This is a genomic window from Oceanobacillus sp. FSL W7-1293, from assembly GCF_037969815.1.
GTDB lineage: Bacteria > Bacillota > Bacilli > Bacillales > Amphibacillaceae > Oceanobacillus > Oceanobacillus oncorhynchi.
The window spans coordinates 3,573,372-3,598,478 of record NZ_CP150212.1; the positions used below are offsets into that span (position 1 = coordinate 3,573,372).

At 40.3% G+C, this 25,107-nt stretch carries 25 protein-coding genes and 1 riboswitch; of the genes, 5 read left to right on the forward strand and 20 right to left on the reverse strand.

Translation table 11 applies throughout. From position 1 onward, the window contains the following. Positions 1-67 precede the first annotated feature (67 nt). The 14 genes from sufB to MKY65_RS17525 all read right to left on the reverse strand — a co-directional run bounded on the left by sufB (position 68) and on the right by MKY65_RS17525 (position 11,130). Complete coding sequence (gene sufB, locus MKY65_RS17460; protein WP_339179039.1) at positions 68-1,465, reverse strand: Fe-S cluster assembly protein SufB; 1,398 nt, start codon at positions 1,463-1,465, stop codon at positions 68-70. A 38-nt stretch (positions 1,466-1,503) separates the two neighbouring features. Further along, a complete protein-coding gene (gene sufU, locus MKY65_RS17465; RefSeq protein WP_339179042.1) occupies positions 1,504-1,932 on the reverse strand; it encodes a Fe-S cluster assembly sulfur transfer protein SufU in 429 nt (142 codons plus the stop codon). Continuing rightward, positions 1,919-3,142, reverse strand: coding sequence for a cysteine desulfurase (locus MKY65_RS17470; protein WP_339179044.1), 1,224 nt, complete (start codon positions 3,140-3,142; stop codon positions 1,919-1,921). The genes sufU and MKY65_RS17470 overlap by 14 nt, the downstream gene beginning before the upstream one ends. Beyond that, positions 3,142-4,452: a Fe-S cluster assembly protein SufD gene (gene sufD, locus MKY65_RS17475; RefSeq protein WP_339179046.1), complete on the reverse strand. Its 1,311-nt coding sequence runs from the start codon at positions 4,450-4,452 to the stop codon at positions 3,142-3,144. Before sufD ends, MKY65_RS17470 begins: the two co-directional genes overlap by 1 nt. 17 nt (positions 4,453-4,469) lie before the next feature. Next, on the reverse strand, positions 4,470-5,258 hold the full coding sequence (gene sufC / locus MKY65_RS17480; protein WP_042530560.1) for a Fe-S cluster assembly ATPase SufC: 789 nt from the start codon (positions 5,256-5,258) through the stop codon (positions 4,470-4,472). 212 nt (positions 5,259-5,470) lie between these two features. Then, positions 5,471-5,623 carry a hypothetical protein gene (locus tag MKY65_RS17485; protein WP_175297017.1) on the reverse strand — a complete coding sequence of 51 codons (153 nt, stop codon included), beginning with the start codon at positions 5,621-5,623 and terminating at the stop codon, positions 5,471-5,473. A 197-nt stretch (positions 5,624-5,820) separates the two neighbouring features. Then, positions 5,821-6,678: a MetQ/NlpA family ABC transporter substrate-binding protein gene (locus MKY65_RS17490; protein WP_339179053.1), complete on the reverse strand. Its 858-nt coding sequence runs from the start codon at positions 6,676-6,678 to the stop codon at positions 5,821-5,823. Between the two features lie 61 nt (positions 6,679-6,739). Further along, positions 6,740-7,408, reverse strand: coding sequence for a methionine ABC transporter permease (locus tag MKY65_RS17495; RefSeq protein WP_339179056.1), 669 nt, complete (start codon positions 7,406-7,408; stop codon positions 6,740-6,742). Continuing rightward, positions 7,401-8,423: an ATP-binding cassette domain-containing protein gene (locus tag MKY65_RS17500; protein WP_339179059.1), complete on the reverse strand. Its 1,023-nt coding sequence runs from the start codon at positions 8,421-8,423 to the stop codon at positions 7,401-7,403. The genes MKY65_RS17495 and MKY65_RS17500 overlap by 8 nt, the downstream gene beginning before the upstream one ends. Before the next feature lie 128 nt (positions 8,424-8,551). Continuing rightward, a riboswitch (SAM riboswitch) is annotated at positions 8,552-8,651 on the reverse strand. A gap of 136 nt (positions 8,652-8,787) precedes the next feature. Next, positions 8,788-9,108: a thioredoxin family protein gene (locus MKY65_RS17505; RefSeq protein WP_339179061.1), complete on the reverse strand. Its 321-nt coding sequence runs from the start codon at positions 9,106-9,108 to the stop codon at positions 8,788-8,790. Between the two features lie 144 nt (positions 9,109-9,252). After that, complete coding sequence (locus MKY65_RS17510) at positions 9,253-9,618, reverse strand: toprim domain-containing protein (RefSeq protein WP_042530551.1); 366 nt, start codon at positions 9,616-9,618, stop codon at positions 9,253-9,255. Between the two features lie 215 nt (positions 9,619-9,833). After that, positions 9,834-10,214 (reverse strand): glycine cleavage system protein GcvH, encoded by a 381-nt coding sequence (gcvH, locus tag MKY65_RS17515; protein ID WP_339179065.1) that lies wholly within the window; start codon positions 10,212-10,214, stop codon positions 9,834-9,836. 66 nt (positions 10,215-10,280) lie between these two features. Continuing rightward, on the reverse strand, positions 10,281-10,637 hold the full coding sequence (locus tag MKY65_RS17520) for an arsenate reductase family protein (RefSeq protein WP_042530545.1): 357 nt from the start codon (positions 10,635-10,637) through the stop codon (positions 10,281-10,283). A 19-nt stretch (positions 10,638-10,656) separates the two neighbouring features. Further along, positions 10,657-11,130 (reverse strand): DinB family protein, encoded by a 474-nt coding sequence (locus MKY65_RS17525; protein WP_339179068.1) that lies wholly within the window; start codon positions 11,128-11,130, stop codon positions 10,657-10,659. A 187-nt stretch (positions 11,131-11,317) separates the two neighbouring features. Between MKY65_RS17525 and MKY65_RS17530 the strand changes: the two genes are divergently transcribed. Then, a complete protein-coding gene (locus MKY65_RS17530) occupies positions 11,318-12,118 on the forward strand; it encodes an ion transporter (protein ID WP_339179069.1) in 801 nt (266 codons plus the stop codon). Positions 12,119-12,161: 43 nt separating this feature from the next. Here MKY65_RS17530 and MKY65_RS17535 read toward each other — a convergent pair whose 3' ends face one another. Genes MKY65_RS17535 through MKY65_RS17545 form a run of 3 tightly spaced genes read right to left on the reverse strand, consistent with a single transcriptional unit; the run spans position 12,162 to position 17,565 of the window. Next, a complete protein-coding gene (locus MKY65_RS17535) occupies positions 12,162-13,946 on the reverse strand; it encodes an acyl-CoA dehydrogenase family protein (RefSeq protein ID WP_339179070.1) in 1,785 nt (594 codons plus the stop codon). Positions 13,947-13,970: 24 nt separating this feature from the next. After that, positions 13,971-15,146 carry an acetyl-CoA C-acetyltransferase gene (locus tag MKY65_RS17540; RefSeq protein WP_339179071.1) on the reverse strand — a complete coding sequence of 392 codons (1,176 nt, stop codon included), beginning with the start codon at positions 15,144-15,146 and terminating at the stop codon, positions 13,971-13,973. A 25-nt stretch (positions 15,147-15,171) separates the two neighbouring features. Further along, positions 15,172-17,565 carry a 3-hydroxyacyl-CoA dehydrogenase NAD-binding domain-containing protein gene (locus MKY65_RS17545; RefSeq protein WP_339179073.1) on the reverse strand — a complete coding sequence of 798 codons (2,394 nt, stop codon included), beginning with the start codon at positions 17,563-17,565 and terminating at the stop codon, positions 15,172-15,174. A 469-nt stretch (positions 17,566-18,034) separates the two neighbouring features. Here MKY65_RS17545 and MKY65_RS17550 point away from each other — a divergent pair, with 469 nt between their 5' ends. From MKY65_RS17550 to MKY65_RS17565, 4 genes are all read left to right on the forward strand, one after another. Then, positions 18,035-18,784 carry a metal ABC transporter ATP-binding protein gene (locus MKY65_RS17550; RefSeq protein ID WP_339179075.1) on the forward strand — a complete coding sequence of 250 codons (750 nt, stop codon included), beginning with the start codon at positions 18,035-18,037 and terminating at the stop codon, positions 18,782-18,784. A gap of 20 nt (positions 18,785-18,804) precedes the next feature. Further along, entirely contained in the window at positions 18,805-19,629 is an 825-nt protein-coding gene (locus MKY65_RS17555) for a metal ABC transporter permease (protein WP_339179077.1), read from the forward strand. A gap of 15 nt (positions 19,630-19,644) precedes the next feature. After that, positions 19,645-20,058, forward strand: coding sequence for a Fur family transcriptional regulator (locus tag MKY65_RS17560; protein WP_339179079.1), 414 nt, complete (start codon positions 19,645-19,647; stop codon positions 20,056-20,058). Between the two features lie 176 nt (positions 20,059-20,234). Beyond that, positions 20,235-20,699: an SH3 domain-containing protein gene (locus tag MKY65_RS17565; RefSeq protein ID WP_339179081.1), complete on the forward strand. Its 465-nt coding sequence runs from the start codon at positions 20,235-20,237 to the stop codon at positions 20,697-20,699. A gap of 170 nt (positions 20,700-20,869) precedes the next feature. On the opposite strand, the gene MKY65_RS17570 is transcribed toward MKY65_RS17565, so the two are convergent. The 3 genes from MKY65_RS17570 to MKY65_RS17580 all read right to left on the reverse strand — a co-directional run bounded on the left by MKY65_RS17570 (position 20,870) and on the right by MKY65_RS17580 (position 25,013). Further along, complete coding sequence (locus tag MKY65_RS17570) at positions 20,870-21,676, reverse strand: VLRF1 family aeRF1-type release factor (RefSeq protein WP_339179083.1); 807 nt, start codon at positions 21,674-21,676, stop codon at positions 20,870-20,872. A 183-nt stretch (positions 21,677-21,859) separates the two neighbouring features. After that, positions 21,860-23,167, reverse strand: a complete 1,308-nt coding sequence (locus MKY65_RS17575) for a hemolysin family protein (RefSeq protein ID WP_339179085.1) — start codon at positions 23,165-23,167, stop codon at positions 21,860-21,862. Between the two features lie 340 nt (positions 23,168-23,507). After that, positions 23,508-25,013, reverse strand: coding sequence for a BCCT family transporter (locus tag MKY65_RS17580; protein WP_339179087.1), 1,506 nt, complete (start codon positions 25,011-25,013; stop codon positions 23,508-23,510). Positions 25,014-25,107 lie beyond the last annotated feature (94 nt).

The following is a 25,107-nucleotide window of genomic DNA, read 5'->3' on the forward strand; positions in this document are numbered from 1 at the left end:
ACGCATCAATGTACAAAAAAAATGGCTTCCGCAGAAGCCACTTTTTTATTTCACCTTATAATCATACTTAGCCGATAGAACCTTCCATCTCGAAGCTGATCAATCGATTCATCTCAACAGCATATTCCATTGGAAGTTCTTTTGTAAATGGTTCAATGAAGCCCATAACGATCATTTCTGTTGCTTCTTCTTCTGATAAGCCGCGGCTCATTAGATAGAAGAGCTGTTCCTCAGATACTTTCGAAACTTTTGCTTCGTGCTCTAAGGAAATATTGTCGTTTAGAATCTCATTGTACGGAATCGTATCTGAAGTAGACTCGTTATCCATAATCAGTGTATCACACTCAATATTGGAACGAGCTCCGTCTGCTTTACGTCCAAAGTGTACCAGTCCGCGGTAAGATACTTTTCCGCCTTGTTTAGAGATAGACTTCGAAACAATGGTAGAAGACGTATTTGGAGCCAAGTGATGCATTTTCGCACCAGCATCCTGTAATTGTCCTTTTCCAGCTAAAGCGATAGAAAGCGTATTTCCGCGTGCGCCTTCTCCTTTGAGCAGGATAGCAGGATATTTCATCGTTAACTTCGAACCAATGTTTCCGTCAATCCATTCCATGGTTGCGTTCGCATCACAGGTCGCACGTTTCGTAACCAGGTTATAAACGTTATTTGCCCAGTTTTGAATCGTTGTATAACGGCAGTAGGCATCCTTTTTAACAATAATCTCAACAACAGCACTGTGAAGCGAGTTCGTTGTATAAACAGGTGCTGTACAGCCTTCTACATAGTGTACAGATGCTCCTTCATCAACAATGATAAGCGTACGTTCAAACTGTCCCATATTTTCAGAGTTAATACGGAAGTAAGCTTGTAATGGCGTTGTTGCTTCCACGCCTTTTGGCACATAGATAAATGAGCCGCCGGACCAAACTGCCGAGTTTAATGCAGAGAACTTATTGTCTGAGTAAGGAATAACCTTACCAAAATACTCTTTAAACAGCTCCTCATTTTCTTTAAGTGCTGTATCTGTGTCCTTAAAGACGATACCAAGCTCTTGAAGATCTTCTTTCAAGCTGTGGTAAACAACTTCTGATTCATACTGTGCAGATACACCGGCAAGATATTTTTGTTCTGCTTCCGGGATACCTAATTTATCAAACGTCTGCTTGATTTCCTCAGGCACTTCATCCCATGTTCTCCCTTGTTTCTCAGAAGGTTTCACATAATAAACAATCTCATCGAAGTCTAAACCAGTAAGGTCTCCGCCCCATTGCGGCATTGGACGGCTATAGAAATGCTCCAGCGCCTTCAAGCGATAATCCAGCATCCACTGCGGCTCTTCCTTCATTTTCGAAATTTCTTTAACAATATTTGGCGTTAATCCTTTTTCTGTACGGAAAATAGATACGTCTTTATCGTGAAATCCATATTTATACTCTTCCATTTCCGGCATATTTTTTGCCATTGTTAATAACCTCCCTCTGACAGATTAAAAACTCTGTCTTATTCGTTGTGTACACCCTTTTCCATGGCTTTCCAAGCGAGTGTTGCACATTTGATCCGTGCAGGAAATTTGGAAACTCCCTGAAGTGCTTCAATATCTCCCATCTCCTCTGAATCGATGTCATGTCCTAACATCATTTCAGAAAAGTTTTCCGACATTTTCAACGCTGCTTCCACTTCCATTCCCTTGATTGCCTGTGTCATCATTGATGCGGATGCCATACTGATTGAACAGCCTTCTCCCTGGAATTTCGCATCCTTTACAATACCATCTTGTACATCTAATTGTAATTGAATACGATCCCCGCAGGTCGGATTGTTCATATCTACTGTCACAGATTCTTTCTCCAAGGTTCCTTTGTTACGCGGATTTTTATAATGATCCATAATAACTTGTCTATAAAGTGTATCGAGGTTATTCAAAGCCATTCCCAAAATACTCCTTTGTCTTTAACAGCCCAGCTACTAAAAGGTCAATATCCTCTTTGGTATTGTAAAGATAGAAACTTGCTCTGGCTGTTGCTGTTACATCCAGCCATTTCATCAAAGGCTGTGCACAATGATGTCCGGCACGAACAGCGATTCCTTCTGCGTCAAGCACGGTTGCTGTATCATGCGGATGTACATCATCCAGATTAAACGTAACCAGCCCGGCTCGTTTCTCCGGTCCATAGAGCTGAATACCATCGATGGTGCGCATCTGTTCCAGTGCGTAGGCTGCCAGCTCTGTTTCATGAGCTAGTATTTCATCTTGACCGACTTCATGGAGAAAGTCGATTGCTGCTGCAAGTCCAATTGCTCCTGCAATGATAGGTGTACCGCCTTCGAATTTCCAAGGCAGCTCCTTCCATGTAGAATCGTATAGATTTACAAAGTCAATCATCTCTCCGCCAAATTCAATCGGCTCCATGTTTTCTAAAAGCTCCTGCTTCCCATAAAGGACGCCAATGCCGGTCGGCCCGCACATCTTATGCCCTGAGAAAGCATAGAAATCGCAATCGATATCCTGGACATCCACGTTGATATGCGGAGCGCCCTGGGCACCATCCACAACCATCACAGCTTGATGCTGATGTGCAATTTCTGCTATTTCTTTTATTGGATTAATCGTTCCAAGAACATTGGAAACATGTGTTATCGCAACGATTTTTGTTTTTTCATTCACTGTATTCTTTACATCATCTAATAAAATTGAACCGTCTTCCTGCAACGGCAGATATACCAGACGGGCTCCAGTTACTTTAGAAACCTGCTGCCATGGAATCAAATTACTATGATGCTCCATTGGCGTAATTACTATTTCATCATCCGGGCCGACATTATCTCTTGCATAGCTAGACGCTACCAAGTTGAGTCCCGCTGTTGTACCCCGGTTAAAGATAATTTCTTTCGTGCTTCCCGCATTGATAAACTCCCGGACCTTTTCGCGTGCTCCTTCGTATTGATCGGTTGCTCTTGACCCGAGGGTATGGACCCCGCGGTGAACGTTGGAATTATTTTGCTTATAATAATCATTCACCGCTTCAATCACCTGAATCGGCTTTTGCGACGTCGCAGAAGAATCCAAATATACTAAGGGGTGCCCATTTACTTCCTGTTGAAGGATTGGAAATTGTTCTTTAATGGCCTTTATATCCATTAATAAACTTTCCTTTCAATCACTTGTGTTAATTGCTTACGTACAGATTCAATTGGAATTTGAGCTACCACAGGAGCCAAGAAACCATGAATAACTAGACGTTCTGCTTCTTCACGCTCTAACCCTCTGCTCATAAGATAGTACATTTGCAGCGGATCCACACGGCCTACAGAAGCAGCGTGACCTGCTGTTACATCATCCTCATCAATAAGAAGAATTGGATTGGCATCTCCACGGGATTTTTCACTCAGCATCAATACTCGGGACTCCTGCTCAGAGTTCGATTTTGTACCGCCATGTTCAATTTTACCGATAGCATTGAAAATCGTAGATGCAGAACCCTTCATCACACCGCGCTGTAAAATATACGCATCGGTTTCTTTTCCAAATTGGCGAATGCTTGACGTGAAGTTCTGTGTCTGCTTTCCGCGCCCGACAGATACTGCTTTTGCTTCGGAAGCTGAATTATCCTCCATAAGGTAGGTAATGTTTTCAGAAACCGTATTTCCATCGTTCATTTGTCCAAGTGCCCAGTCAATTCTTGCATCACGCTTAGCAACACCGCGACGGTTCACATACGTGGTTGTGCCGGCTGCAAAGTTATCTACTGCACCATAAGCAACCTGTGCGTTATCATGCGCAAATACTTCCGTTACAAGGTTCGCAACGTTTTCTTCTGTATCATTATGAGAAATATAGTTTTCTACATAGGTTAATGAGCTGCCTTCTTCTGCTACAACAAGTACGTGATTCAATAATGCGCTGCTGTTATCTTCCTGCCAGAAGATGGCTTGAAGCGGTTCTTCCACCTGTACATTTTTAGGAACATATACAAATACGCCGCCGTTCATCAGTGCTGCATGAAGCGCTGTTAAACGGTTCTGATCAACAGCAACTGCATCATTCATATAATATTTTTCAACCAGCTCGCTGTGCTCTCTGACTGCTGTAAAAATATCTGTAAAAATAACCCCTTTATCCTGAAGCTTCTGCGCAAGGCTGTTATATGCAGCTGTCTGATTACGCTGAATATATAGATTCTCCATGCTGGCATCTTCATCGAAGTATTCTTTTAATTCTTCAGGCAGTTCATCAAGAGAAGCAATTTTTGCCGCTTCTTTATAGGAATGCTGGAAATCTGTAAAATTCCAGTTTGAAATCTTTGTTTTATCTGGTTTTGGCATTTCTAGCGAATCAGCCATTTCCAAAGCTTTGGAACGAAGCGTAGCCATCCAGCCGGGTTCATTTCGTTCTTTGGAAAATGCCTGGATATATTCTTGATTGAATAGAAGCTTTGTTTCTACAGTCATGATTATCCCTCCTTACATTACGCGTTTTGTTCTGCAGTTTCTTCGTCTTCGATTCCTAATTCTTCTTTAATCCACTCATAACCTTCTGCTTCAAGACGTTTTGCAAGCTCTGGTCCACCAGATTTCACTACGCGTCCCTGCATCATTACGTGTACAAAATCAGGCGTAATATAGTTTAATAGACGTTGGTAGTGAGTAATAATCAAGCATCCAAAATTATCCGAACGCATTTGGTTGATTCCTTTTGACACTACTTTTAATGCGTCGATATCCAGACCTGAGTCAATTTCATCAAGGATAGCAATGTTTGGCTCTAACTGCATTAATTGCAGGATTTCGTTACGCTTTTTCTCCCCTCCGGAGAAACCTTCGTTAAGGTAACGCGTTGCCATATTTTGATCAATATCAAGGTAATCTAAGTCCTTATCCAATTTTTTGATGAATTTCATCAATGGAATTTCATCGCCTTCTTCACGTTTTGCATTAATCGCAGAACGTAAGAAGTCAGAAGTAGTTACACCGCTGATTTCACTTGGGTACTGCATTGCTAAAAACAGGCCGGCACGGGCACGTTCATCTACTTCCATCTCTAAAACATCTTCCCCGTCAAGGGTGATGGATCCTTCTGTTATTTCATATTTAGGATGACCCATAATGGCAGATGCCAATGTGGATTTACCTGTACCATTCGGTCCCATGACAGCATGGAATTCTCCACCTTTAATGGTTAGGTCTACCCCTTTTAATATCTCCTTATCTTCAATAGATACGTGAAGATTCTTAACTTCTAATACTGAGCCTGACATAAATCATACCTCCAAAAACTGTATTTTAAATGAAATGAATATGATATCCATTCTCAATTTATTCTCATTACAATCTTAAAGCATTTCAAATTAATTCGCAACTGTTATCATTCGTCTTTAAAAAGCTTTTAACTATGCTTCTTTAGACACTTTTTTCAAGGTCTGTTTCCATTTAAAAAGCTGATGCCCCGTGACATCAGCTTTTGTTATTTTTATCTTAAATTACCAGAAACTGCTTCTGTAGAAAGTCTCTTCGCCTTTTGGTATTCCTGTTCTCTTTCTTTTTCCACTTTTAACTTTTTATTCAAGCTTCGGTCATATTCCTCGTAATTGACACCTCTTGATTGACCAATTCCTTTTTCCATTTCCGAAGTGTAACTTAAACCATTTTCAGTGGTAATAATAAATCATCCTTTCGGTTTGTTTAACACATTCAATATGCTAACACAGGTATGATTCCCGCTCAAAATCGATTTAAACTTATATTTTCGGATAATTTATGAAAATCTTTCGCTATAGATGGATATACTCTCACATTCTTAGTATTCTTCGGAAATGCTCTTTATTCTGCGCCAGTTGGTGTTGGAATTACAGCACCATCATAGTTATCCGTAATAAAATCCTGGATTTCTTGAGATTGCAGTACCTCTACTAATGTATTTAATGCTTCGCTGTCTTTGTCTTCTGAACGTACAGCTATAACATTTACATAATCTGATTCATCGCCTTCAATAAAAAGCGCATCTTCAAGTGGATTTAATCCTGCTCCGATAGCAAAGTTGGTGTTAATAACCACTAACGAATCTTCTTCACTGTTATAAATATCCGGTGTAATCTCAGGCGCAACATCCGGGTGGAAGGATAAATCTTTCGGATTTTCCTCAATATCATCTATTGTTGCAGCTACTTTATCCACATCTTCATTTAATGTAATTAATCCATTTGCTTCAAATAAAGATAAAATTCTTCCCTGATCTGATACAGAGTTACTTAATACCACCTCTGTTCCCTCTGGAATATCATCAATACTTTCAATACCTTGAGAATAGACTCCCATTGGTTCTACATGAACTCCGCCGATAGATTCGATTTCATATCCGGCATCCTCTATTGTTTGGTCAAGAAACGGCTGATGCTGGAAGAAGTTCGCATCCAGTGTCCCATTATCTAAATCATCATTCGGTAAAACATAGTCTTCATACTGTTCAATTTCTAATGTAATTCCTTCTTCTTCTAATAACGGTGCTGCTTCTTCTAAGATTTCAGCATGCGGGATACTGGAAGCACCTACTGTAATTTCAGTTGGCTCATCCCCTTCACTGCCTGTACCTTCTTCGTTGTTGGAAGAATCATCATTTCCTCCGCATGCTGCTAATAATAAAATCAAACTCGCAACTGCTAAAAACCAAAGCTTTTTCATGTTGAACGCCCCTTTTTATTTTTTATTATGTGAATCAAGAAATTCTTGAATAGCACCTTTTTTAACGCTTGTCTATCTTTCTGGTTATAGCATCCCCAATAAACTGGAAGATAAATACGATAATCACAATGATGACTGTGCTGACAAATACAACATCCCAGCTTTTCCGCTGAAATCCGAAATAGTAGGCATGGTTCCCTAATCCGCCTGCTCCAATCGCTCCTGCCATCGCTGTATAACCGATTAAAGCAATCGCTGTAACCGTCAGCCCTGATACAAGTGCAGGCTTGGACTCTGGAAGCAGCACCTTAAAAATAATCGTCCTTGCTTTAGCCCCCATTGCTTTGGCAGCTTCTACAACCCCTTTGTCTACTTCCTTCAATGCAATCTCCACTAATCTTGCATAGAATGGAGCAGAACCGAGAATTAAAGCCGGTAAAGCAGCATTAGGTCCGCGCAGTGTCCCCACTACAAAATCAGTGAAAGGAAATAACAGCAGGATCAATATAATAAACGGAACAGCACGAAATACATTGACAAATGTTGCAACAACAAAATTAATCAATCGATTTTCCCAAAAGTTCCCTTTCGACGTTAAAAATAACAGCAGGCCTAAAAGTAAGCCAATAATGGCTGTGCCGACTAAAGCTATAATGGTCATGTAAAGTGTTTCTTGAGAAGCTTCTACTAAATCTTCTATCGTAACGTTTGGAAATAATTCCTCAAGCATGCTGAATTACCTCCAATTCAATAACATCCTGTTCCTCCAGGTACTTCATTGCCTCTTCCTGCTGATTTCCAATCAGCTGAACAATCAATGTCCCATAGCTCCCGACCTGTGTCTGGGTGATTTTCCCCTGCAAAATATTAACATGGATATCAAAATTCTTCACAAGCTGGCTGATTACAGTCTGGTTTGCACTTTCTCCTAAAAACTGTATCCGTAATAACGCGCCCTCTTGATATCTTTCCTTCAACTCTGTCATGTCTTCCTCTTCCTCATCTGATCCAGTCAGCTGTTCAACAAACTTCTGTGTTACCGGCTGCTTTGGTCTGGTAAATACATCGAGAACCGTTCCTTCTTCTACCACTTTCCCTTGTTCCATCACAGCAACCCGATTACAAATTTTGCGGATCACATGCATTTCATGGGTAATTAAAATAATGGTTAGACCCAGTTTTTCATTAATATCCTGCAATAAACGCAGGATTTGATTCGTTGTTTCCGGATCAAGTGCAGAGGTTGCTTCATCACAAAGCAGGACCTTCGGAGAGTTTGCTAATGCTCTTGCAATTCCGACCCGCTGCTTTTGTCCGCCGCTTAACTGTGCCGGGTAGGCATTTTCCTTGCCTGCCAAGCCAACTAATTCAATCAATTCCAGCACCCGCTTTTTCCGGTCGCTTTTCTCCACACCGGAAATCTCAAGCGGAAATTCAATATTTTCAGCGACTGTCCGGGACCAGAGCAGATTAAAATGCTGGAATATCATTCCAATATCCTGTCTGGCAACACGTAAATCCTTTTTCGATAAGGATGTAATAACCTGATTGCCGATTTTTATCGTACCTGATGTCGGTTCTTCCAATCTGTTAATCAAACGGACAAAAGTACTTTTTCCCGCGCCGCTATATCCGATTACGCCATAAATATCTCCATCTGCTACGTTAAGATTTAAATTATCTACGGCGACAATGTCTTTTTTTTCTAAAGAGAATATTTTCTTCAATCCTTCAATGGATATCACTTTATTTCACTCCTATATGTGTACAAACCTATTTTATTGTGTACTCTATACTTTCCTCTTCATTGAAAAAGCGTCTTTCTGCAAGAGAACAGAAAGACGCTTTATTATACACAATATCGTCCATTGCTCCCTTATCTTTACAGTTTCCTGCAGGAATTGGCACCTTTTCAATGATTGAAGGTTGCCGCGGTTTCAATGGGCCAGTCCCTCCACCGCTCTTGATAAGAGTTTGCCTATTTTTAAATGAAGTGCCATTATAGTAGCATGCCATTTGTGCCTTGTCAATCACAATCCTCAGCCATTAACTCGGATTTCTCCATCTTCTGCTTATCGTCGTTAAACATTATCTTAATACAGAAAAAACTTAGTTGTTTATTGCTGTGAATAATTCCGGTTTGTATTTCATCAAATACTGGTAAATATTTGCAGTCGATTGAAACGTGTACACTTTCTCTACCATTTTACCGTTTTCCATAAATGCAAGACATGGCACACTTTCGACTTGATGAGACTGCATAAAATCAGGGTGCATGGACGCGTTCATTTCCGTAAAAATATCTGTTTTATGCAGCCTTTCTATTTTTTCAAGCATGGCGCGGGCTACCGTACATGTCCCGCAAAATGGTGTATAAATATATAGTATGAATCGCTGATGATTCTCTTCTTCTCCACTAAACTGTTTCAAGTTCATTCCCCTCAATCTTTTTCTTTCCATAAAATTATATATGCTGAGTGAAAGGGTTACACTGGTTGCGTATAAAACGATTTCCCATCTTTCCTTATTTATTTCCCCGGCGGATAGAATCCATTCTTATTTTAACGCTTTACGTTACCATTTTGCAAGATAATTGAGATTGATTCCAATGCGTTTTCCTGCCAGAATACTTGCCAACATTCTTTTTGGGGTGGCCGCAACCTCACGAAATTCACTGCTTACATAAATATGCTCTGCGTGCGGCAGTTCTCTGGCCAGCTGTTTTCGGAGTTTCATTCCCGAATCATCCTCGTCTACCAGAATAAATACATCTGTATCGTCCAAATGATAATATTCCAACAGCTCTTCAAATTTTTCTACACCGATGGTTCCATTTGTACAAACAATGGTGATGGTATTATCGTCAAGTATTTTTTCTAGATGCTTTTTATCAGATAACCCTTCAACGATTATGACTTTGTTGTAATCATCTTCCATCATCGTTTTGCACTCCTTATCGAAGTGATTAGGCTGAACATCCTTTTTAACCTAATCCTATCCTATGCTTTTTCTATATTATATGAAAAGAAAAGAGCTAACTATACACGAATGTGGAAAAGTCAGCTCTTTTTCACCTATTTTTAGTGCCTTTTTTGAAAATTCAGGAGCAGCGCCTGTATTTTCATTTTTTCTAAAATAGGTTCAATGTAATTTTATTATCCTTCAATGAATTCCTGATATGCTTTCACATCTAATAATTCTTCTAAATCCGCTTCATTCTCAAGTTCAATAACAATCATCCATGCTTTTTCATGCGGTGATTCATTCACAAGCTCTGGGCTGTCTTCCAGTTCTCCATTTACTTCTACCACTTTCCCGCTTACTGGAGCATACAGCTCAGATACCGTTTTAACAGATTCCACACTTCCAAATGGCTCTTCCAGCTCTAAAGAATCGCCGACTTCCGGTAATTCTACGAAAACAATATCGCCAAGCTCATCCTGTGCAAAGTCTGTAATTCCTATGCGAACTTTTCCATCTTCTTTTTTTACCCATTCATGTTCTTTTGAATATAAATAATCATTTGGCAAGCTCATTTCGTATCCCTCCAACAAAACTTTATTCTCTTTAACTATACATGGAAGTACTGCTCATTTCTAGCACTATTTCCAGACAGATTCATAGGTTTCTTCTTTAAATCCGACAGTTACTTTCTTGCCGTCGGTTAAGACCGGTCTTTTGATGAGCATGCCATCAGAAGCTAAAATCTCCGCCATTTCCTGCGGGGATAAATCATTTATTCTTTCTTTCAAATTCAATTCCCGATATTTTTTACCGCTGGTATTAAAGAATTTTTTAGGCGGCAGGTCGCTTGTCTCCATCCAAGACAGCAGCTCACTCGCACTTGGAGGCTCTTCTGCGATTGGAATCGCCTTATAATCAATTTGATTTGCATCCAGCCATTTTTTTGCATTTCGGCAGGTGCCGCATTTCGAATACCAATAAAAAGATAATGTCATTATTCTTCCTCCGCTTCTGCTATTGATCCTCTTTCGTTGGCCCCATAACACCGGGCACCTCTAAGCCAGCTTGTCTAAGCAGGACAGTCATTTGACCGCGGTGATGGATTTGGTGGCTGACCAGCATACGTAAAATACTTCCTTTTGGTGCAGGTCCGCCGAAATCACCTACTTCATTTACGAGCGCTTCATCTGACAGCTGCTCTTTTGCTTTCTCTGCAACACTTGTTGAAATATTCTCATATGCTTCCAGTATGTCACTTGCTTTTGTTGGAACAGCGTCTGGATCATAAGGAGAGTCTAAATCGATTCCGACCAGGCTCATAAAGAAAACAGGACTATTTACCAAATGCCAGCCCAGCCAGCCGAGACTGTTATGTCCCTCTACAATTGACTGATTTAATTTATCATCCTCTAAAGCTTTTAATACAGATTTTGTACCGTCAGCAGACTGTGACCATTCTGTTAAAAAATCATTTAAATTTCGATACATACTTCATCCTCCTCCATATGATTTCCCTTTTTATTTAGCCTACCACGAAACTTTATCTTTAATCCAATATATTGAATTATTTCCGGCAAAAATTTAGATAGTTTAACATGACAAGACAATTCGTTATTAGGTACAATAATTAATAGATTTTGCTGTCTGATTTAAACAAGAGAAAGGACATATGTGAATGACATTGAGAGCTTTCCAGAATAAATGTGCTGCCATCGCAGAAAATAAAACATTTACGAATCTCATTATCGGCCTGATTTTACTAAATGCGATTATCGTCGGATTAGAAACCTATCCAGCTATTAATCAGCGTTACGAAGCGTATCTTTATTGGATAGATGCTGTACTTCTTTCCATCTTTACCATTGAAATCATGATCCGAATCATCGGCAGCTCCTCGCTTGTCCAATTTTTTAAAAACCCTTGGAATATATTTGATTTTGTTATTGTAGCAGCAAGTATTGTATTTGTCGGTTCCAATTATGTGATCGTCCTGCGTATTTTCAGAATACTCCGGGTGCTCCGCGCCATTTCCATTATTCCGTCATTGCGAAAAATGGTAAACGCATTGCTGTTAACGATTCCCTCCATGGGGAATATCATGATCTTACTGACGATTTTCTTTTATATGTATGCCGTAGTTGGCACCATGTTGTTTCAATCTATTGCCCCAGAGCATTTTGGATCGCTCCATCGAACCTTACTGACTCTGTTTCAGATTCTTACTCTTGATTCTTGGGCAACAGGCGTTATGTATCCTATTTTAGAAGAAACAGGCTTAGCCTTAATTTACTTTATTTCCTTTATCCTTATCGGCGCATTTGTCATTATTAATTTATTTGTAGGGGTTATCGTAAATAATGTAGAAGAAGCTAACCGGGAAAATCAGCCGACTCCGACGGATTTAAAGCTGGAAGCGATGGATAAAGAGCTGAAAGAAATCAAGGCGCTGTTAAAGGAAAAATCAAGGAAAGATTAGAAGAATGAAAAGAGGCTGATTTCGCAGCCTCTTTTTAATGTGCTTAAACAATATATTTTTCTTCCTCAATAATCTTCGCAGCAATTTCACGTTTCTTCTTAACTACATTGATTGGGGTATGTCTTGTCAGCTTACGTAAAGAAGATAGCATGACGCGCAGCGAATCCCCTTCTTCCGCAGTAATCAGAATTTCTTTTGCTGCTGCTTCCATTCTGTTAAATGCTTCCTGTACATACACTTCCGTATATAATAATTTCAATTGTGCTTTTTCTGATCCAACATTAGAAATGGCTTTTTCCGTACGAAGGATAGCAGATTCCATATTAAATACCTCTGCTGTCATGTCTGCTAATTTAACAAGGATTTCCTGCTCCCGATCTAATTTTTGGCCGTATTTCTGTGCTGCCAATCCAGCTCCGAGCAAGATGAGCTTTTTCGCGTTCCTCAATAAATATTTTTCCTGCTCTAATGCTTCTGTGCCGACTTCCTCCGGCATCATCATCATTAATTCTTCCTGCAGACCCTGTGCCTTTTCCAATAACGGCAGATCGCCTTTCATTGCTTTTTTCAGCAATGTTCCCGGCACAAGCAGGCGATTGATTTCATTCGTGCCTTCAAAAATCCGGTTAATACGGGAATCACGATAAATCCGTTCTACTTCGTATTCCTGCATGAATCCATATCCGCCATGGAGCTGCACCGCTTCGTCCACTGCATAATCCAACAATTCGGAAACCATGTATTTTGCCATCGAGCATTCAATTTGATACTCAGCAATCGCTCTGGCAACCTCACGCCCATCCTGCAGCTGTTCATCAGATAATGCACCCATCCGCTGTTCAAATAATCCGACAATCCGATAAACGGCACTTTCATTGACATACAGCTTGGAAGCAATCGTTGCTAATTTTTCCTGAGTCAGCGAAAAGCTTGAAATCGGTGTTTGGAACTGCTTGCGCTCATTTGCATATTTTACAGCTAATTCCAGAGTACGCTTCGATGCTCCGATACCGCCGACAGCCAGTTTATAGCGGCCGACATTCAAAATATTAAAAGCAATCACATGCCCGCGGCCTTTTTCACCAAGCAGATTTTCTACCGGAACCTCGGCATCCTCTAAGACCAGTGTTCTTGTAGAAGAACTCTTGATACCCATTTTCTTTTCTTCCGGCCCTGTAGATACACCCGGATATTCTCTTTCCACAATAAAGGCGCTGAAATGCTCGCCGTCAATTTTAGCGTAGACGATAAAGACATCTGCAAAAGCAGAGTTGGTAATCCATTGCTTCTCACCATTTAAAATATAATGCGTGCCGGCATCGTTTAGTTTGGCTGTTGCTTTTGCACCAAGCGCGTCGGAGCCCGAGCTCGGCTCAGTCAGTGCATAGGCAGCAATTAACTCGCCCGTTGCTAATTTAGGAAGATACTTTTCCTTCTGTGCATCGTTCCCAAAGAAGACGATTGGCAGGGAGCCAATCCCGACATGTGCGCCATGCGTAATGGAGAAACCGCCGGCCCGGGAAAACTTCTCTGCAATTAAGGAAGAACTGATCTTATCTAATGCGAGTCCTCCATATGCCTCCGGAACATCAGCACCTAATAAGCCTAATTCCCCGGCTTTTTTCAGCAAATCCACGGAATGCTCAAATTCTTGATTTTCCAGGTTATCGATTTTAGGAACGACCTCTCCCAACACAAAATCCTCCGTTGTTTTCGCAATCATCTTGTGTTCATCTGTGAAATCTTCTGGTGTAATGATGTCTTCTGCTGTAATATCCTCGACTAAAAATCCGCCGCCTTTAAATAATCTTTCTTTTGTTTCACTCATCGCAATTTCCCCTTTTCAAATAGATTATAGAAGTTCAAATACCCCGGCTGCTCCCATCCCGCCGCCAATACACATCGTTACAATTCCAAATTGCTCATTTCTCCGCTTCATTTCATGCATTAAACTGACTGTCAGCTTGGTTCCTGTACAGCCCAGCGGATGCCCTAATGCAATGGCACCGCCATTTACATTCACTTTAGCCGTATCTAAATCCAATGCCTGGATAACTCGAAGTGCCTGGGAAGCAAAAGCTTCATTTAATTCAAATAAGCCAATATCCGCTAATTCCAACCCGGCCATTTTCACTGCTTTCGGAATCGCTTCTACCGGTCCGACGCCCATGATTTCCGGTGCTACACCAGCTACTGCAAAGGATCGGAATTTCAAAATCGGTGTGAGTCCTTCCGCTTCTGCCTTCTCTTTATCCATCAATAAAACAGATGCTGCTCCGTCACTCATTTGAGAAGCATTCCCGGCCGTGACACTACCTTTTATATGGAAGGCCGGACGCAGGGAACGGAGTGTCTCTTCATTCGTTCCTGCCCGGACCCCTTCATCCATTTCAAAGGAAAATGATTTCTCTTCAATCTTATTGTTCTTCCCGACATAGCGTTCCTTCACCTCTACCGGAACGATCTCCTCTTGAAATAAACCGTCCTCTATGGCTTTAGCAGCACGTGCATGACTCTGTACTGCAAAAGCATCCTGATCGCTTCTTGAAATCTCGAAACGATTGGCTACTTCTTCGGCAGTGTGCCCCATGTTCATATAATATTCTGGTGCATGTTCCACCAAGGCCGGATTAGGCTTAATCACATGTCCGCCCATTGGGATTATCGACATCGATTCAGCCCCGCCAGCGATAATCGTATCTGCAGCGCCAACCATAATTCGTTCGGCACCGTAAGCAATCGTCTGTAATCCGGAAGCACAGTAACGATTTACTGTGATGCCCGGTACATCCTGGCTTAATCCGGCGAGCCCGGCAATATTCCGGGCCATATTCATTCCCTGCTCTGCTTCCGGCATCGCACAGCCAATAATGACGTCATCAATCGAACCTTGATAATCGCCGGCCCGTTTTAACGTTTCTTTTACCGTAAGCGCTGCCAAATCATCTGGTCTGACATCCCGCAATGAACCTTTATTTGCTTTTCCTACCGGTGTTCTTGCACCAGCTACAATCACTGCTTCTTTCACGGACGTATCCTCCTTTGAACTTTCTTTAATTCCGTAATGGCTTTCCTTTGACGAGCATATGCTGCATCCTCTGCTGAGTCAGCGGTTCGGCAATAAGACTTAAGAAGGCCTCTCTTTCTAAATCCAGCATGACCTGTTCATCAATCTCCGTACCTTCTTTTATTCTTCCGCCAGATAAGACATAGGCCAGCTTTTCAGCAATTTTTAAATCATGCTCCGAAGCATAGCCGCTGTAATGCAGCGATTTAGCTCCCATGACCATGGCTGCATAGCCCGCTTCTCCGACAACTGGAATTTTCTCACGCGCAGGTTTCTCATATCCCTCATCGGTTAAAGCTAATACACGTTTTTTCGCATCATGGAGAACATGATCCGGGTTCCTGCTGATACGGTCATTTTTATTGAGATAGCCATTCTCCATTGCTTCTCTTGCAGAAGTAGAAACTTTTGCTGTTGCTACTTTTTCAAATACATCATTCGCTACCTTGGTTAAATCAATATCTACACCTTCTGGGATATTACGAAGCTCTTTTAAATAAAGCTCTTTCGTTCCTCCCCCTCCAGGAATAAGACCGACACCAAATTCAACCAGCCCCATATACGTTTCCGGAGAAGCCTGAATCGCAGCAGCCGGCAAGGAAACTTCTGCCCCTCCGCCTAATGTCATATTAAATGGAGCAGCCACCACAGGTTTATCAGCATATTTAATATTCATCGCCATGTTTTGAAATTGACGGACAACGAGATCTAATTCAAATATATTATCATCCTGTGCCTCCATCAGCATCATTGCTAAATTGGCGCCAACACAGAAATTCTTGCCCTGGTTTCCAATCACCAGTCCTTTGTAATTTTTATTTACTTCCTCAATGGATTCATTGACCATCTGGATAATATCAAGACCGATCGCATTACTTCTGGAATGAAATTCTAATAAAGCAACATCATCCCCGATATCGATTAGACTGGCGCCGGTATTTTTCTTGATGACACCTTTTTGCTCCTTGATTGCCGCTAAGGAGATTTCTTTCTTATTGACGTCCTTTTGTTTATAGGCATCTTCATGAAAGAAGTAAATAGCTCCATTTTCCTTTTTATAGAAGGTTTCGTCCCCTTCCTCCAGCATATCCAGCACCCAGCTTGGCACCGCTGTCTCTTCATCCTGTATTCGTTCCACTGCAGCCCTTACGCCAATTGCATCCCATATTTCAAATGGTCCTGACTCCCAGCCAAATCCCCATTTCATCGCATCATCAATGGAGGCGACATCATCGGCAATCTCTCCGACTAAATCAGCAGAATATAATAATACCGGCTTGATAATAGACCAAATAAAATCGGAAGCTTTATCTCCCTTTTGATTAATAAGCGCTTTCATTTTTCTGTTTAATCCTTTTTCCTGCTTAGCTAATTCAACAGCAGCTGTTTTCAGCTTCTTTCTTTCCTGATACTCCAGCGTGCTTGGATTTATTTCTACAATGCTTTTATCCTTCTTCTTTTCATAGAAGCCCTTCCCGCTTTTCGCACCAATCCATCCTTTTTCAATCATTTGCTTTAAAAAGTCCGGAACCGTAAAAATGGCTTTCTCTTTCGGATCGGATACATGGTGGTAAACATTATTCGCAACATGGTAAAAGGTATCAATTCCAACGACATCCAGCGTCCGGAACGTAGCGCTTTTTGGTCTGCCAATAAGCGGGCCGGTAACCGAATCTACTTCACCGACACTTAATCCCTGCTTCTCCATTTCCTGGACAGTTACTAACAATCCGTAAGTTCCAATCCGGTTTGCAATAAAGTTTGGCGTATCCTTCGCTTCGACAACACCCTTGCCTAATACATCCTCTCCAAATGTTTTCATGAAGGAAAGCACTTCTGCCTTCGTTTTTTCTGCCGGTATGACTTCTAACAGCTTTAAGTATCGCGGCGGATTAAAAAAGTGCGTCCCTAAAAAATGCTCCTGCATATCTTCTGAGGAGTCTGCAATCATGGCTTCCACAGAAATCCCGGATGTATTAGAGGTAACCAGGCTGCCTTCCCTGCGATGTGCATCCACCTTTTTAAACAGCTCTTTTTTCGCCTCTAAATTCTCAACAATCACCTCGACGATCCAATCTGCTTCAGATAACAAAGCCAAGTCATCCTCCAAATTGGCGATACGAATCAAATCTAAGCTTTTTTTAGATGTGATTGGCGACGGCTTTTGTTTTAATAATTTCTTTTTGCTCTCGCTCACAATCCGATTCCTGACCTGCCTGTCTTCTAAGGTAAGGCCCTGCTTCTTTTCTTTGTCTGTCAAGGAATCTGGTACTCTGTCAAACATCGTAACGGATAATCCCGCATTTGCTAAATGAGCGGCGATACCAGAACCCATTACACCTGACCCTATTACTGCTGCATGTTTAATGGAATAAGTCATTTCACAATCCTCCAGCCTCTCTTGAATGAATGCTCATTCATTTTTAAGCCAAAAAATAAAGATATTGGCAAATCGCATATCTCACGTTACTTATACTATAACGGATTATTAATTTTTTGGCAATATATTTAGCGAATTTTTGTAAGGGGTTTCAAAACAAATATTTACTTTTTACGTTTTCGGAATAATACCTTTTCGTGAACACTGCTGAAATACTTTTCCCTTCCTGCTGCTTTTACATTAATCCGTTATTCAGAATAAGCTTCAAAAGAATTCCGCTGTTATTCCAGCAATAATAATCGCCGCTAAAAATAACGCGTTCCTTCTATATTAATAAGCATTTTCATTCTGGAGTTTCTAAAAATCGTAATCGTTCCTATTTACAAACAGAAACCCTTACGATATCATAGGTAGAGTACTAAATGAAAGTTAGGTTTCATTATTAATTTAAAATGAATGGGGGAATACGATGACAACACCAGTTGTGTCTATGTCAAATATTAACTTCCATTATGAATCTCGTAAAGTCTTAGATAATATAAACTTTGAAATCCCTCAAGGAGCTTTCATGGGATTAGTCGGACCGAATGGCGGCGGAAAAACAACATTGATCCGGCTCATTCTCGGCCTGGAAAGACCGGAAACGGGAGAAATAATGGTTTTCGGACAGTCGATTCAAAAGCTTAAAAATAGAGACCGAATCGGTTTTGTCTCACAAAAAGCAAATGCATTTAATAAAGGATTTCCTGCAACCGTATATGAAGTAGTTGCTTCCGGGCTTACTGCACAGCTTGGTTATTTAAAATTCTTAACCAAAAAAGACAAGCAAAAAATTCATGAAGCGATTGCCCAGGTTGGCATGACCGAGTATACCAAGCAGAATATCGGGAACCTGTCAGGAGGTCAGCAGCAGCGCATCTTTATCGCACGTGCCCTGGTCAGTGATCCGGAGCTGATTATTCTGGACGAACCAACTGTAGGAATCGACTATGAGAATGTAAAAATTTTTTACGAGCTGCTTTATAAACTTAATACAGAATTCAAGAAAACATTACTGCTGGTAACACATGATACAGGGACAATGACCCAATATGCGACAGATATTGTTTGTTTAAATAAAACGCTGCATTTTCACGGAAACCCCGATGAATATGCATCACTTTCAGAAGCAGACTTTTCTCAAATATATGGTCATCCAGTCAGCCTGGTTACGCATTAATTATCGTTGGAGGAAAGACAATGTTTTTGGATTTTTTAACTTACCCCTTTTTAAGATATACGTTTCTCACAGGTATCTTAATTGGTATCATCGCACCATTACTAGGAACTTTTATTGTTGTAAGAAGACAATCATTAATAGCAGATGCTTTATCGCACGTTACTTTAGCCGGAATTTCATTTGGACTCATGACTGAGAAAATTTACGGCTGGGTTATCTCACCGATATACAGCGGCATGTTTTTTTCCGTGCTCGGCTCTATCTTTATTGAGAAACTGCGTACCGTGTATAAAGCCTATCAGGAAATTTCCATTCCTATTATTTTATCTGCCGGCGTCGGTTTGAGTGTTATCTTTATTTCCATTGCAGATGGATTTAATACAGATTTATTCAACTATCTATTTGGGTCTGTATCTGCCGTCACGGTCAATGATTTTTTCGTCATTTCTGGAGTCGCCGCCTTTGTACTTGTCATTATCTGGCTTTTCTTTAAAGAACTATTTACCATGTCCTTTGATGAAGAGCAAGCAACCATTGCCGGATTGCATGTCAAATGGATCAATATGCTGTTTATTGTATTAACAGCGCTTGTCATTGCTGCTTCCATTCGTATCGTCGGTGTGCTGCTGGTTTCCGCTTTGATGACACTGCCTGTTGCAGCAAGCATGCGGATTGCTAAAGGGTTTAAACAAATGATATTCCTGTCAATTCTTTTTGGTGAAATTGCTGTGATATTTGGAATTATTTCAGGCTATTATTTAGACATTCCACCTGGCGGAACGATTGTCATGACGTCGTTAATTTTATTATTAATTGCTATAGGAATGAAAAAACTACGAAAGTAAACGGAGGTTTTTTCGATGAATCTTCAAGATGCCATCACTGTTTTAAAAGAAAAAGGATATAAAACTACCGGAAAACGGAAGGATATCTTAGAATTTTTTGCATCCGAGGATGGATATCGTCCTGCTAAGGATTTAATTGTCCATCTCGAAAACAAATATGGGACAATCAGCTTCGATACCATTTATCGGAACCTGCACCTATATTATGATTTAGGGATATTAGAAAAAACAGATTTAGAAGGCGAAAAGCATTTCCGCCTAAGCTGCAGCCACCATCATCATCACCATTTTATCTGCAAGGATTGCGGTAAAACAAAAGAAATTGAAGTATGTCCAATGGATTCTGCTTCTGCGGAGCTGTCAAATTATGAAATTGAAGATCATAAATTTGAGATTTATGGCAAATGCCCAGAATGCCTTCACGCTTAACATGTTTCAATTAATATAAGAATAAAGCATCAGAAAAAAACTGCGGATTCGCTATTGTACGAGCAAACCCGCAGTTTTTCTCATGATTTACACATTTTTTTTTGGAAATTCTATTTCTTTATGTCGAAAAGTTATGTATACTACTTTTAGAACAATTATATTAGGAGCAGAGTAGTATGCGTAAAAGTAGTAAATTTCGATTATTGTTATTATTCATCGCAGGAATTATCTTTATTGTATTTGTTTTAGTGATGCAAAGACAATTTAACAATCCAGATTTCGATTTTCAAAATGAAGCATCTGAAGTAAACGAATTGGAAAATGATGAAGAAACAGAAGAAGCAGATGCAGCAGATGAGGATGCAGATACAGATGAGGAATCGGGGGATTCTGAATCGGAGGAGGAATCTGAAGAAACGGATGCGGACACCGGTGACTCCAATGAAGAGGAGTATGAAGTTACTGCAGAAGTATTAAATATCCGCAGCAGCCCCACCGCAGACAGTGAAGTCGTAGAAACGCTGGTTAACGGAGATGTTGTTCAAGTTATCGGTGAAGAGGACGAATATGAGTGGGTTGAAGTTTCTTATCAAGACGTCACTGGCTATGCAAATGCCGGATACTTAGAAGCCGTTGAGTGATTAAAAAGATTTTTTCATGAATGCAATCATCCAATGGATTATCTACGTTTCCTATCCACATAGAAAAAACGAACTTAAATCTCCTTTTCATTTATGGAATGGATAGAGATTTAAGTTCGTTTTTTTATTTATAGAGAAGATAGTTTAAGAGATTTTGCATCATTATCTATTTAATCGAGTACAGTATCTAGAACCTTACTTTCCTCGTGATCAAGCATATTCTTTAAGATGACCTCTTCTACCTCTTTATTCATTTCCGTTTCCAGTGTTTTAGAAGCAGGTGCCTCGCCGACAATGAAAATACGTTTCCATTCTCTGTCTTTTGCCTGCTTATCCAGTTTAGGCGCAATACTTTTATACCAGCGATATTGGTTCGCTTCATAGCGGTCATTGAATAGATCTTTTTGTACACTGCTTGCTCCAAGCCCCTGTTTCGCTCTGCCATGTCGAGGGCCTTGTTTCATCTTCCATGTATCCTCTTCCACATCCAGTTCATATTCTGCTGTATCCTTTACCTGATTCAGGTTGGTGTCCATCAGTTTGACCTGATTTTGCTGCACTAGAATAATTCCTGTTTTCGGATACTTTTCAGACAGCGTCTTTAATTGATCTAATACAGGTGTCTCCTGCCATTCAAATTCATTTTGCAGATGCATCTGTACACGCTCAGCAAACCAAACCTCTCCGTCACCTGAAGCAATGATGATAACTCCGCGCATCAGGTCTCTTTCTATTTCACCCATAAAGTCTTTGACTTGCTTTTTTACTTGCTTAAAATTTTTGAGTTCTTCCTGATCATCTGCTTCTTTTAAATAATGCTCAAAGTTATTCAAGCCATTTTTCAGATGAATCTTCCACTCCCCGCTTTGCTGATCCGGGTCGCTTAAATCTGTATTTAGGTACATCGTAAATATCTTGTTCGCTCCTGTACCTCTAACATTCTCTAACTCTTTCACAATATCTTGAATATCCTTCATGATAAGCCTCCTCGAAAATCAGTATCTATATTAGTGTGTAACCAAAATAAAAGGAGTTTAAACTTTAATATCTGAATAAAGGATATAATAGAGTTATTTTAAGCTATAAAAAAAGGAAAGAGATTCATCACTCTTTCCTTTTTCAACTTCAAACTTTATTGTTTCAACTTTTCTATCTACGTTCTAATCTTGTTCCATTTCTTCTTCTGATGACGTTTTCGTGATCCTCACTCTTTTAATCTGATATCCGTCTTTTTCAATCAGAGTAAATTCATACCCCTCAACCTCCATCACCGTTCCTACATCCGCTTCCAGGTTATGGGTGAAGAACCAGCCGCCGATGGTGTCCACTTCATCATCTTCCAAAGTAATACCCAGCTTTTGATTGATATCATCCAAGCTGACACGGCCTGCTACTAAATAAGTAGTATCATCAATCGTTTCAAAATCAGGTACTTCGTCTTCGTCAAATTCGTCCCGGATATCGCCAACGATTTCTTCCAGTATATCCTCAACCGTAACTAACCCGGCCGTACCGCCATATTCATCATTGACAATCGCCATATGGATGCGCTCCTTTTGCATTTTTAAAAGGAGATGTCGAATTGGTGTAGCTTCGGATACATGAATAATTGGCCGAATGTAATCTTCAATCGTCGCAGGTTCATCCTTGCTGAGCTTTCCAGTAAATACTTCTTTTAAGTTTACCAGACCGATAATATTATCCTTATCCTGATCGGCAACTGGGTAGCGGGTAAATTGCCCTTGATGGATGGTTTCTAAATTTTCCTCAAAACTGGCTTCTGTCGAGAAATAAATCATTTCTGTTCTCGGTGTCATAATTTCTCTGGCTACCCGCTCATCGAATTCAAAAATATTGTTTACATACATCATTTCAGATTGATTGATTTCACCGCTTTTATAGCTGTCAGCCAGAATTAAACGCAGCTCCTCTTCTGTATGTGTTTCCTCATGCCCGCTCATTGGCTGTAAGCCAACTGCTTTGGTTAATAATCGCGCTGAACCATTTAATAACCAAATAAACGGGAACAACAGACGATAGAACCAGGTCAGCGGTCTGGCGACAGCCAATGTGACCTGCTCTGCTTTTTGAATTGCTAATGTTTTCGGCGCCAGCTCCCCGACAACCACGTGCAAGAATGTTGCAATCAGGAAGGAAATAAAAATGGAAAGGGTCGTAACCAGACCTGCTCCAAGATTAAATTCCTCCAAAAGAGGATGCAGCATTCTCTCAAACGTCGGTTCGGCTAAACGTCCAATACCAAGAGCTGTAATTGTAATCCCTAATTGACAGGCAGATAAATACTCATCAAGATGGGTAATGACTTTTTTAGCCGAGGCAGCCGAACCTTTTCCCGCTGCAATATGAGGCTCCAGCTGTGTACTTCGAATTTTTACTATAGCAAATTCTGACATAACAAAAAAAGCAGTTAATGCGATTAAAATAGCAACCGCAAATAAATTAATCATGGTCGATATGTCCAATTAAGATCCTTGTGTAACATTACACAAGGATTTCACCTCCTGAAATTTTAAAAATTAATTTATGCTGTTTACACAAATTTCTTTATAATCTTTTCCTCACGCAGATAATCCAAATGATTAGGTGCAATGGATAGCCCTGCATGATAATTATATATAAAGTTCCATATTACCTTCCCATCGAATCACCCTTTCTCTTATTCTTTATTATAATGGAAAGGGGCACACTGTGTCTACTTGACTATGAAAGTGCTGCAGATAAATATAAAAACAATAAAAATAAGCCGGCTGTCATCAAAAAACAGCCGGCTTATTTTTATTTCATAGATTAATTTTTTAGCTTGTCGTTCTCTTCTCTCTGCAATATTTTAATAAAGGAAATCATCAGCATGATAATAATTATGACAAAAGGAAGCGCTGATGTGAGAGATGCTGTCTGCAGCGCTTCTAACCCTCCAGCAACTAAAAGGACGACTGCAATAGCTGTTATAAGTCCTCCCCAGATAAATTTTGTAATCAAAGCCGGATTCAAACTTCCTTTTGATGTCATGCTTCCTAAAATATACGTTGCAGAATCTGCTGAAGTGACGAGGAATGTAAAAATCAAAATAATCGCCATCAAAGAAGTGATGGTACTTAACGGCAAGGTACCAAATGTTTCAAATAAGGCGACAGCTAAATCATGATCAACAGCTTCAGCAATCATCGTTCCATTCATCAAATCGCTATATAAGCTGGTTCCACCAAAGACAGCAATCCAAATGCAGGCAATAGCAGGAGAGGTGACAAGCACACCAAAAATATACTGACGGATAGTACGCCCTCTTGATACACGGGCGACAAATGCCCCGACAAATGGTGACCATGAAATCGCCCAAGCCCAATAGAAAATAGTCCAATCCATTACCCAGTTGTCTCCAGTATACGGAGTTAAACGTAAACTGTATTCGACAAAATTAGTTAAATAATCTCCCAGACCCAGCACAAAGGTTTCTAAAATAAATACAGTCGGCCCCATCAGAAAAACAAAAACAAGCAGAATTAAACAAAAAGATAAGTTAATGCTGCTCAACCATTTCATTCCGCGGTTTAAACCGCTGACAGACGAACCCAGATAAACAAGCAGCATGGCTAGCGCAATTGTAATTTGCACCCACACCCCGTCAGGCAGTCCAAATACTGATGACAGACCACCGCTCATTTGCATAATTCCTAGTCCTAGGGAAGTGGCAACTCCCATAACAGTAGCAATTACAGCAAGTGAGTTAATTGAAGTGGCCGTAATAGGGTTGTTTCCGACAACGGGCTTTACTGCAGTTGAAATTAATCCATCTTTTCCTTTGCGAAATTGTAAGTATGCAATAACCAGTCCGACTAATGCAAAAACAGACCATTGGCTAATGCCCCAGTTAAAGAAAGCATATCCCATAGCTACCCTCGCAGCTTCTTCTGTTTGCGGTTCCAATCCTGGAAACGGCGTATCAAAAAAGTGACTCATTGGTTCTGCTACACCCCAGAATACCAGCCCAGAACCAAAGCCTGTGGAAAATAGCATTCCAATCCAAGGAAAGAAACCAAATTCTGGTTTCGAATTTTTTGAACCTAATTTTATTTTACCGTACTTACTAATCGATAAGCCGATTAGAAAGAGGACAAACACAAAAACGGATATTAAATAGAGCCATCCAAAATTCTGTGTCGTCAAATCAAATAACCGTGTTGCTACACTTTGAAAGCCTGTAGAATTAAACGCACCAATTATAACTAATGCTAAAATTACTGATGCAGAAATAAAGAATACAGGATTTAAAAAGTTTTTATTTCTTTTCTTCATATCTCCATCCTTTCTATGTTTATTTGCTGCGAAAATGGGATATATAATTCTATACCCATTAGCCGGGATAGTAAACAATCTAAATGATGCAGTT

Excerpts from the sequence above, each read along its gene's own strand:
- sufB (WP_339179039.1), bottom strand. The coding sequence starts at position 1,465 with ATGGCAAAAAATATGCCGGAAATGGAAGAGTATAAATATGGATTTCAC.
- sufU (WP_339179042.1), bottom strand. The coding sequence starts at position 1,932 with ATGGCTTTGAATAACCTCGATACACTTTATAGACAAGTTATTATGGAT.
- MKY65_RS17470 (WP_339179044.1), bottom strand. The coding sequence starts at position 3,142 with ATGGATATAAAGGCCATTAAAGAACAATTTCCAATCCTTCAACAGGAA.
- sufD (WP_339179046.1), bottom strand. The coding sequence starts at position 4,452 with ATGACTGTAGAAACAAAGCTTCTATTCAATCAAGAATATATCCAGGCA.
- sufC (WP_042530560.1), bottom strand. The coding sequence starts at position 5,258 with ATGTCAGGCTCAGTATTAGAAGTTAAGAATCTTCACGTATCTATTGAA.
- MKY65_RS17485 (WP_175297017.1), bottom strand. The coding sequence starts at position 5,623 with ATGGAAAAAGGAATTGGTCAATCAAGAGGTGTCAATTACGAGGAATAT.
- MKY65_RS17490 (WP_339179053.1), bottom strand. The coding sequence starts at position 6,678 with ATGAAAAAGCTTTGGTTTTTAGCAGTTGCGAGTTTGATTTTATTATTA.
- MKY65_RS17495 (WP_339179056.1), bottom strand. The coding sequence starts at position 7,408 with ATGCTTGAGGAATTATTTCCAAACGTTACGATAGAAGATTTAGTAGAA.
- MKY65_RS17510 (WP_042530551.1), bottom strand. The coding sequence starts at position 9,618 with ATGATGGAAGATGATTACAACAAAGTCATAATCGTTGAAGGGTTATCT.
- gcvH (WP_339179065.1), bottom strand. The coding sequence starts at position 10,214 with ATGAGCTTGCCAAATGATTATTTATATTCAAAAGAACATGAATGGGTA.
- MKY65_RS17520 (WP_042530545.1), bottom strand. The coding sequence starts at position 10,637 with ATGACATTATCTTTTTATTGGTATTCGAAATGCGGCACCTGCCGAAAT.
- MKY65_RS17525 (WP_339179068.1), bottom strand. The coding sequence starts at position 11,130 with ATGTATCGAAATTTAAATGATTTTTTAACAGAATGGTCACAGTCTGCT.
- MKY65_RS17530 (WP_339179069.1), top strand. The coding sequence starts at position 11,318 with ATGACATTGAGAGCTTTCCAGAATAAATGTGCTGCCATCGCAGAAAAT.
- MKY65_RS17535 (WP_339179070.1), bottom strand. The coding sequence starts at position 13,946 with ATGAGTGAAACAAAAGAAAGATTATTTAAAGGCGGCGGATTTTTAGTC.
- MKY65_RS17545 (WP_339179073.1), bottom strand. The coding sequence starts at position 17,565 with ATGACTTATTCCATTAAACATGCAGCAGTAATAGGGTCAGGTGTAATG.
- MKY65_RS17550 (WP_339179075.1), top strand. The coding sequence starts at position 18,035 with ATGACAACACCAGTTGTGTCTATGTCAAATATTAACTTCCATTATGAA.
- MKY65_RS17555 (WP_339179077.1), top strand. The coding sequence starts at position 18,805 with ATGTTTTTGGATTTTTTAACTTACCCCTTTTTAAGATATACGTTTCTC.
- MKY65_RS17560 (WP_339179079.1), top strand. The coding sequence starts at position 19,645 with ATGAATCTTCAAGATGCCATCACTGTTTTAAAAGAAAAAGGATATAAA.
- MKY65_RS17565 (WP_339179081.1), top strand. The coding sequence starts at position 20,235 with ATGCGTAAAAGTAGTAAATTTCGATTATTGTTATTATTCATCGCAGGA.
- MKY65_RS17570 (WP_339179083.1), bottom strand. The coding sequence starts at position 21,676 with ATGAAGGATATTCAAGATATTGTGAAAGAGTTAGAGAATGTTAGAGGT.
- MKY65_RS17575 (WP_339179085.1), bottom strand. The coding sequence starts at position 23,167 with ATGATTAATTTATTTGCGGTTGCTATTTTAATCGCATTAACTGCTTTT.
- MKY65_RS17580 (WP_339179087.1), bottom strand. The coding sequence starts at position 25,013 with ATGAAGAAAAGAAATAAAAACTTTTTAAATCCTGTATTCTTTATTTCT.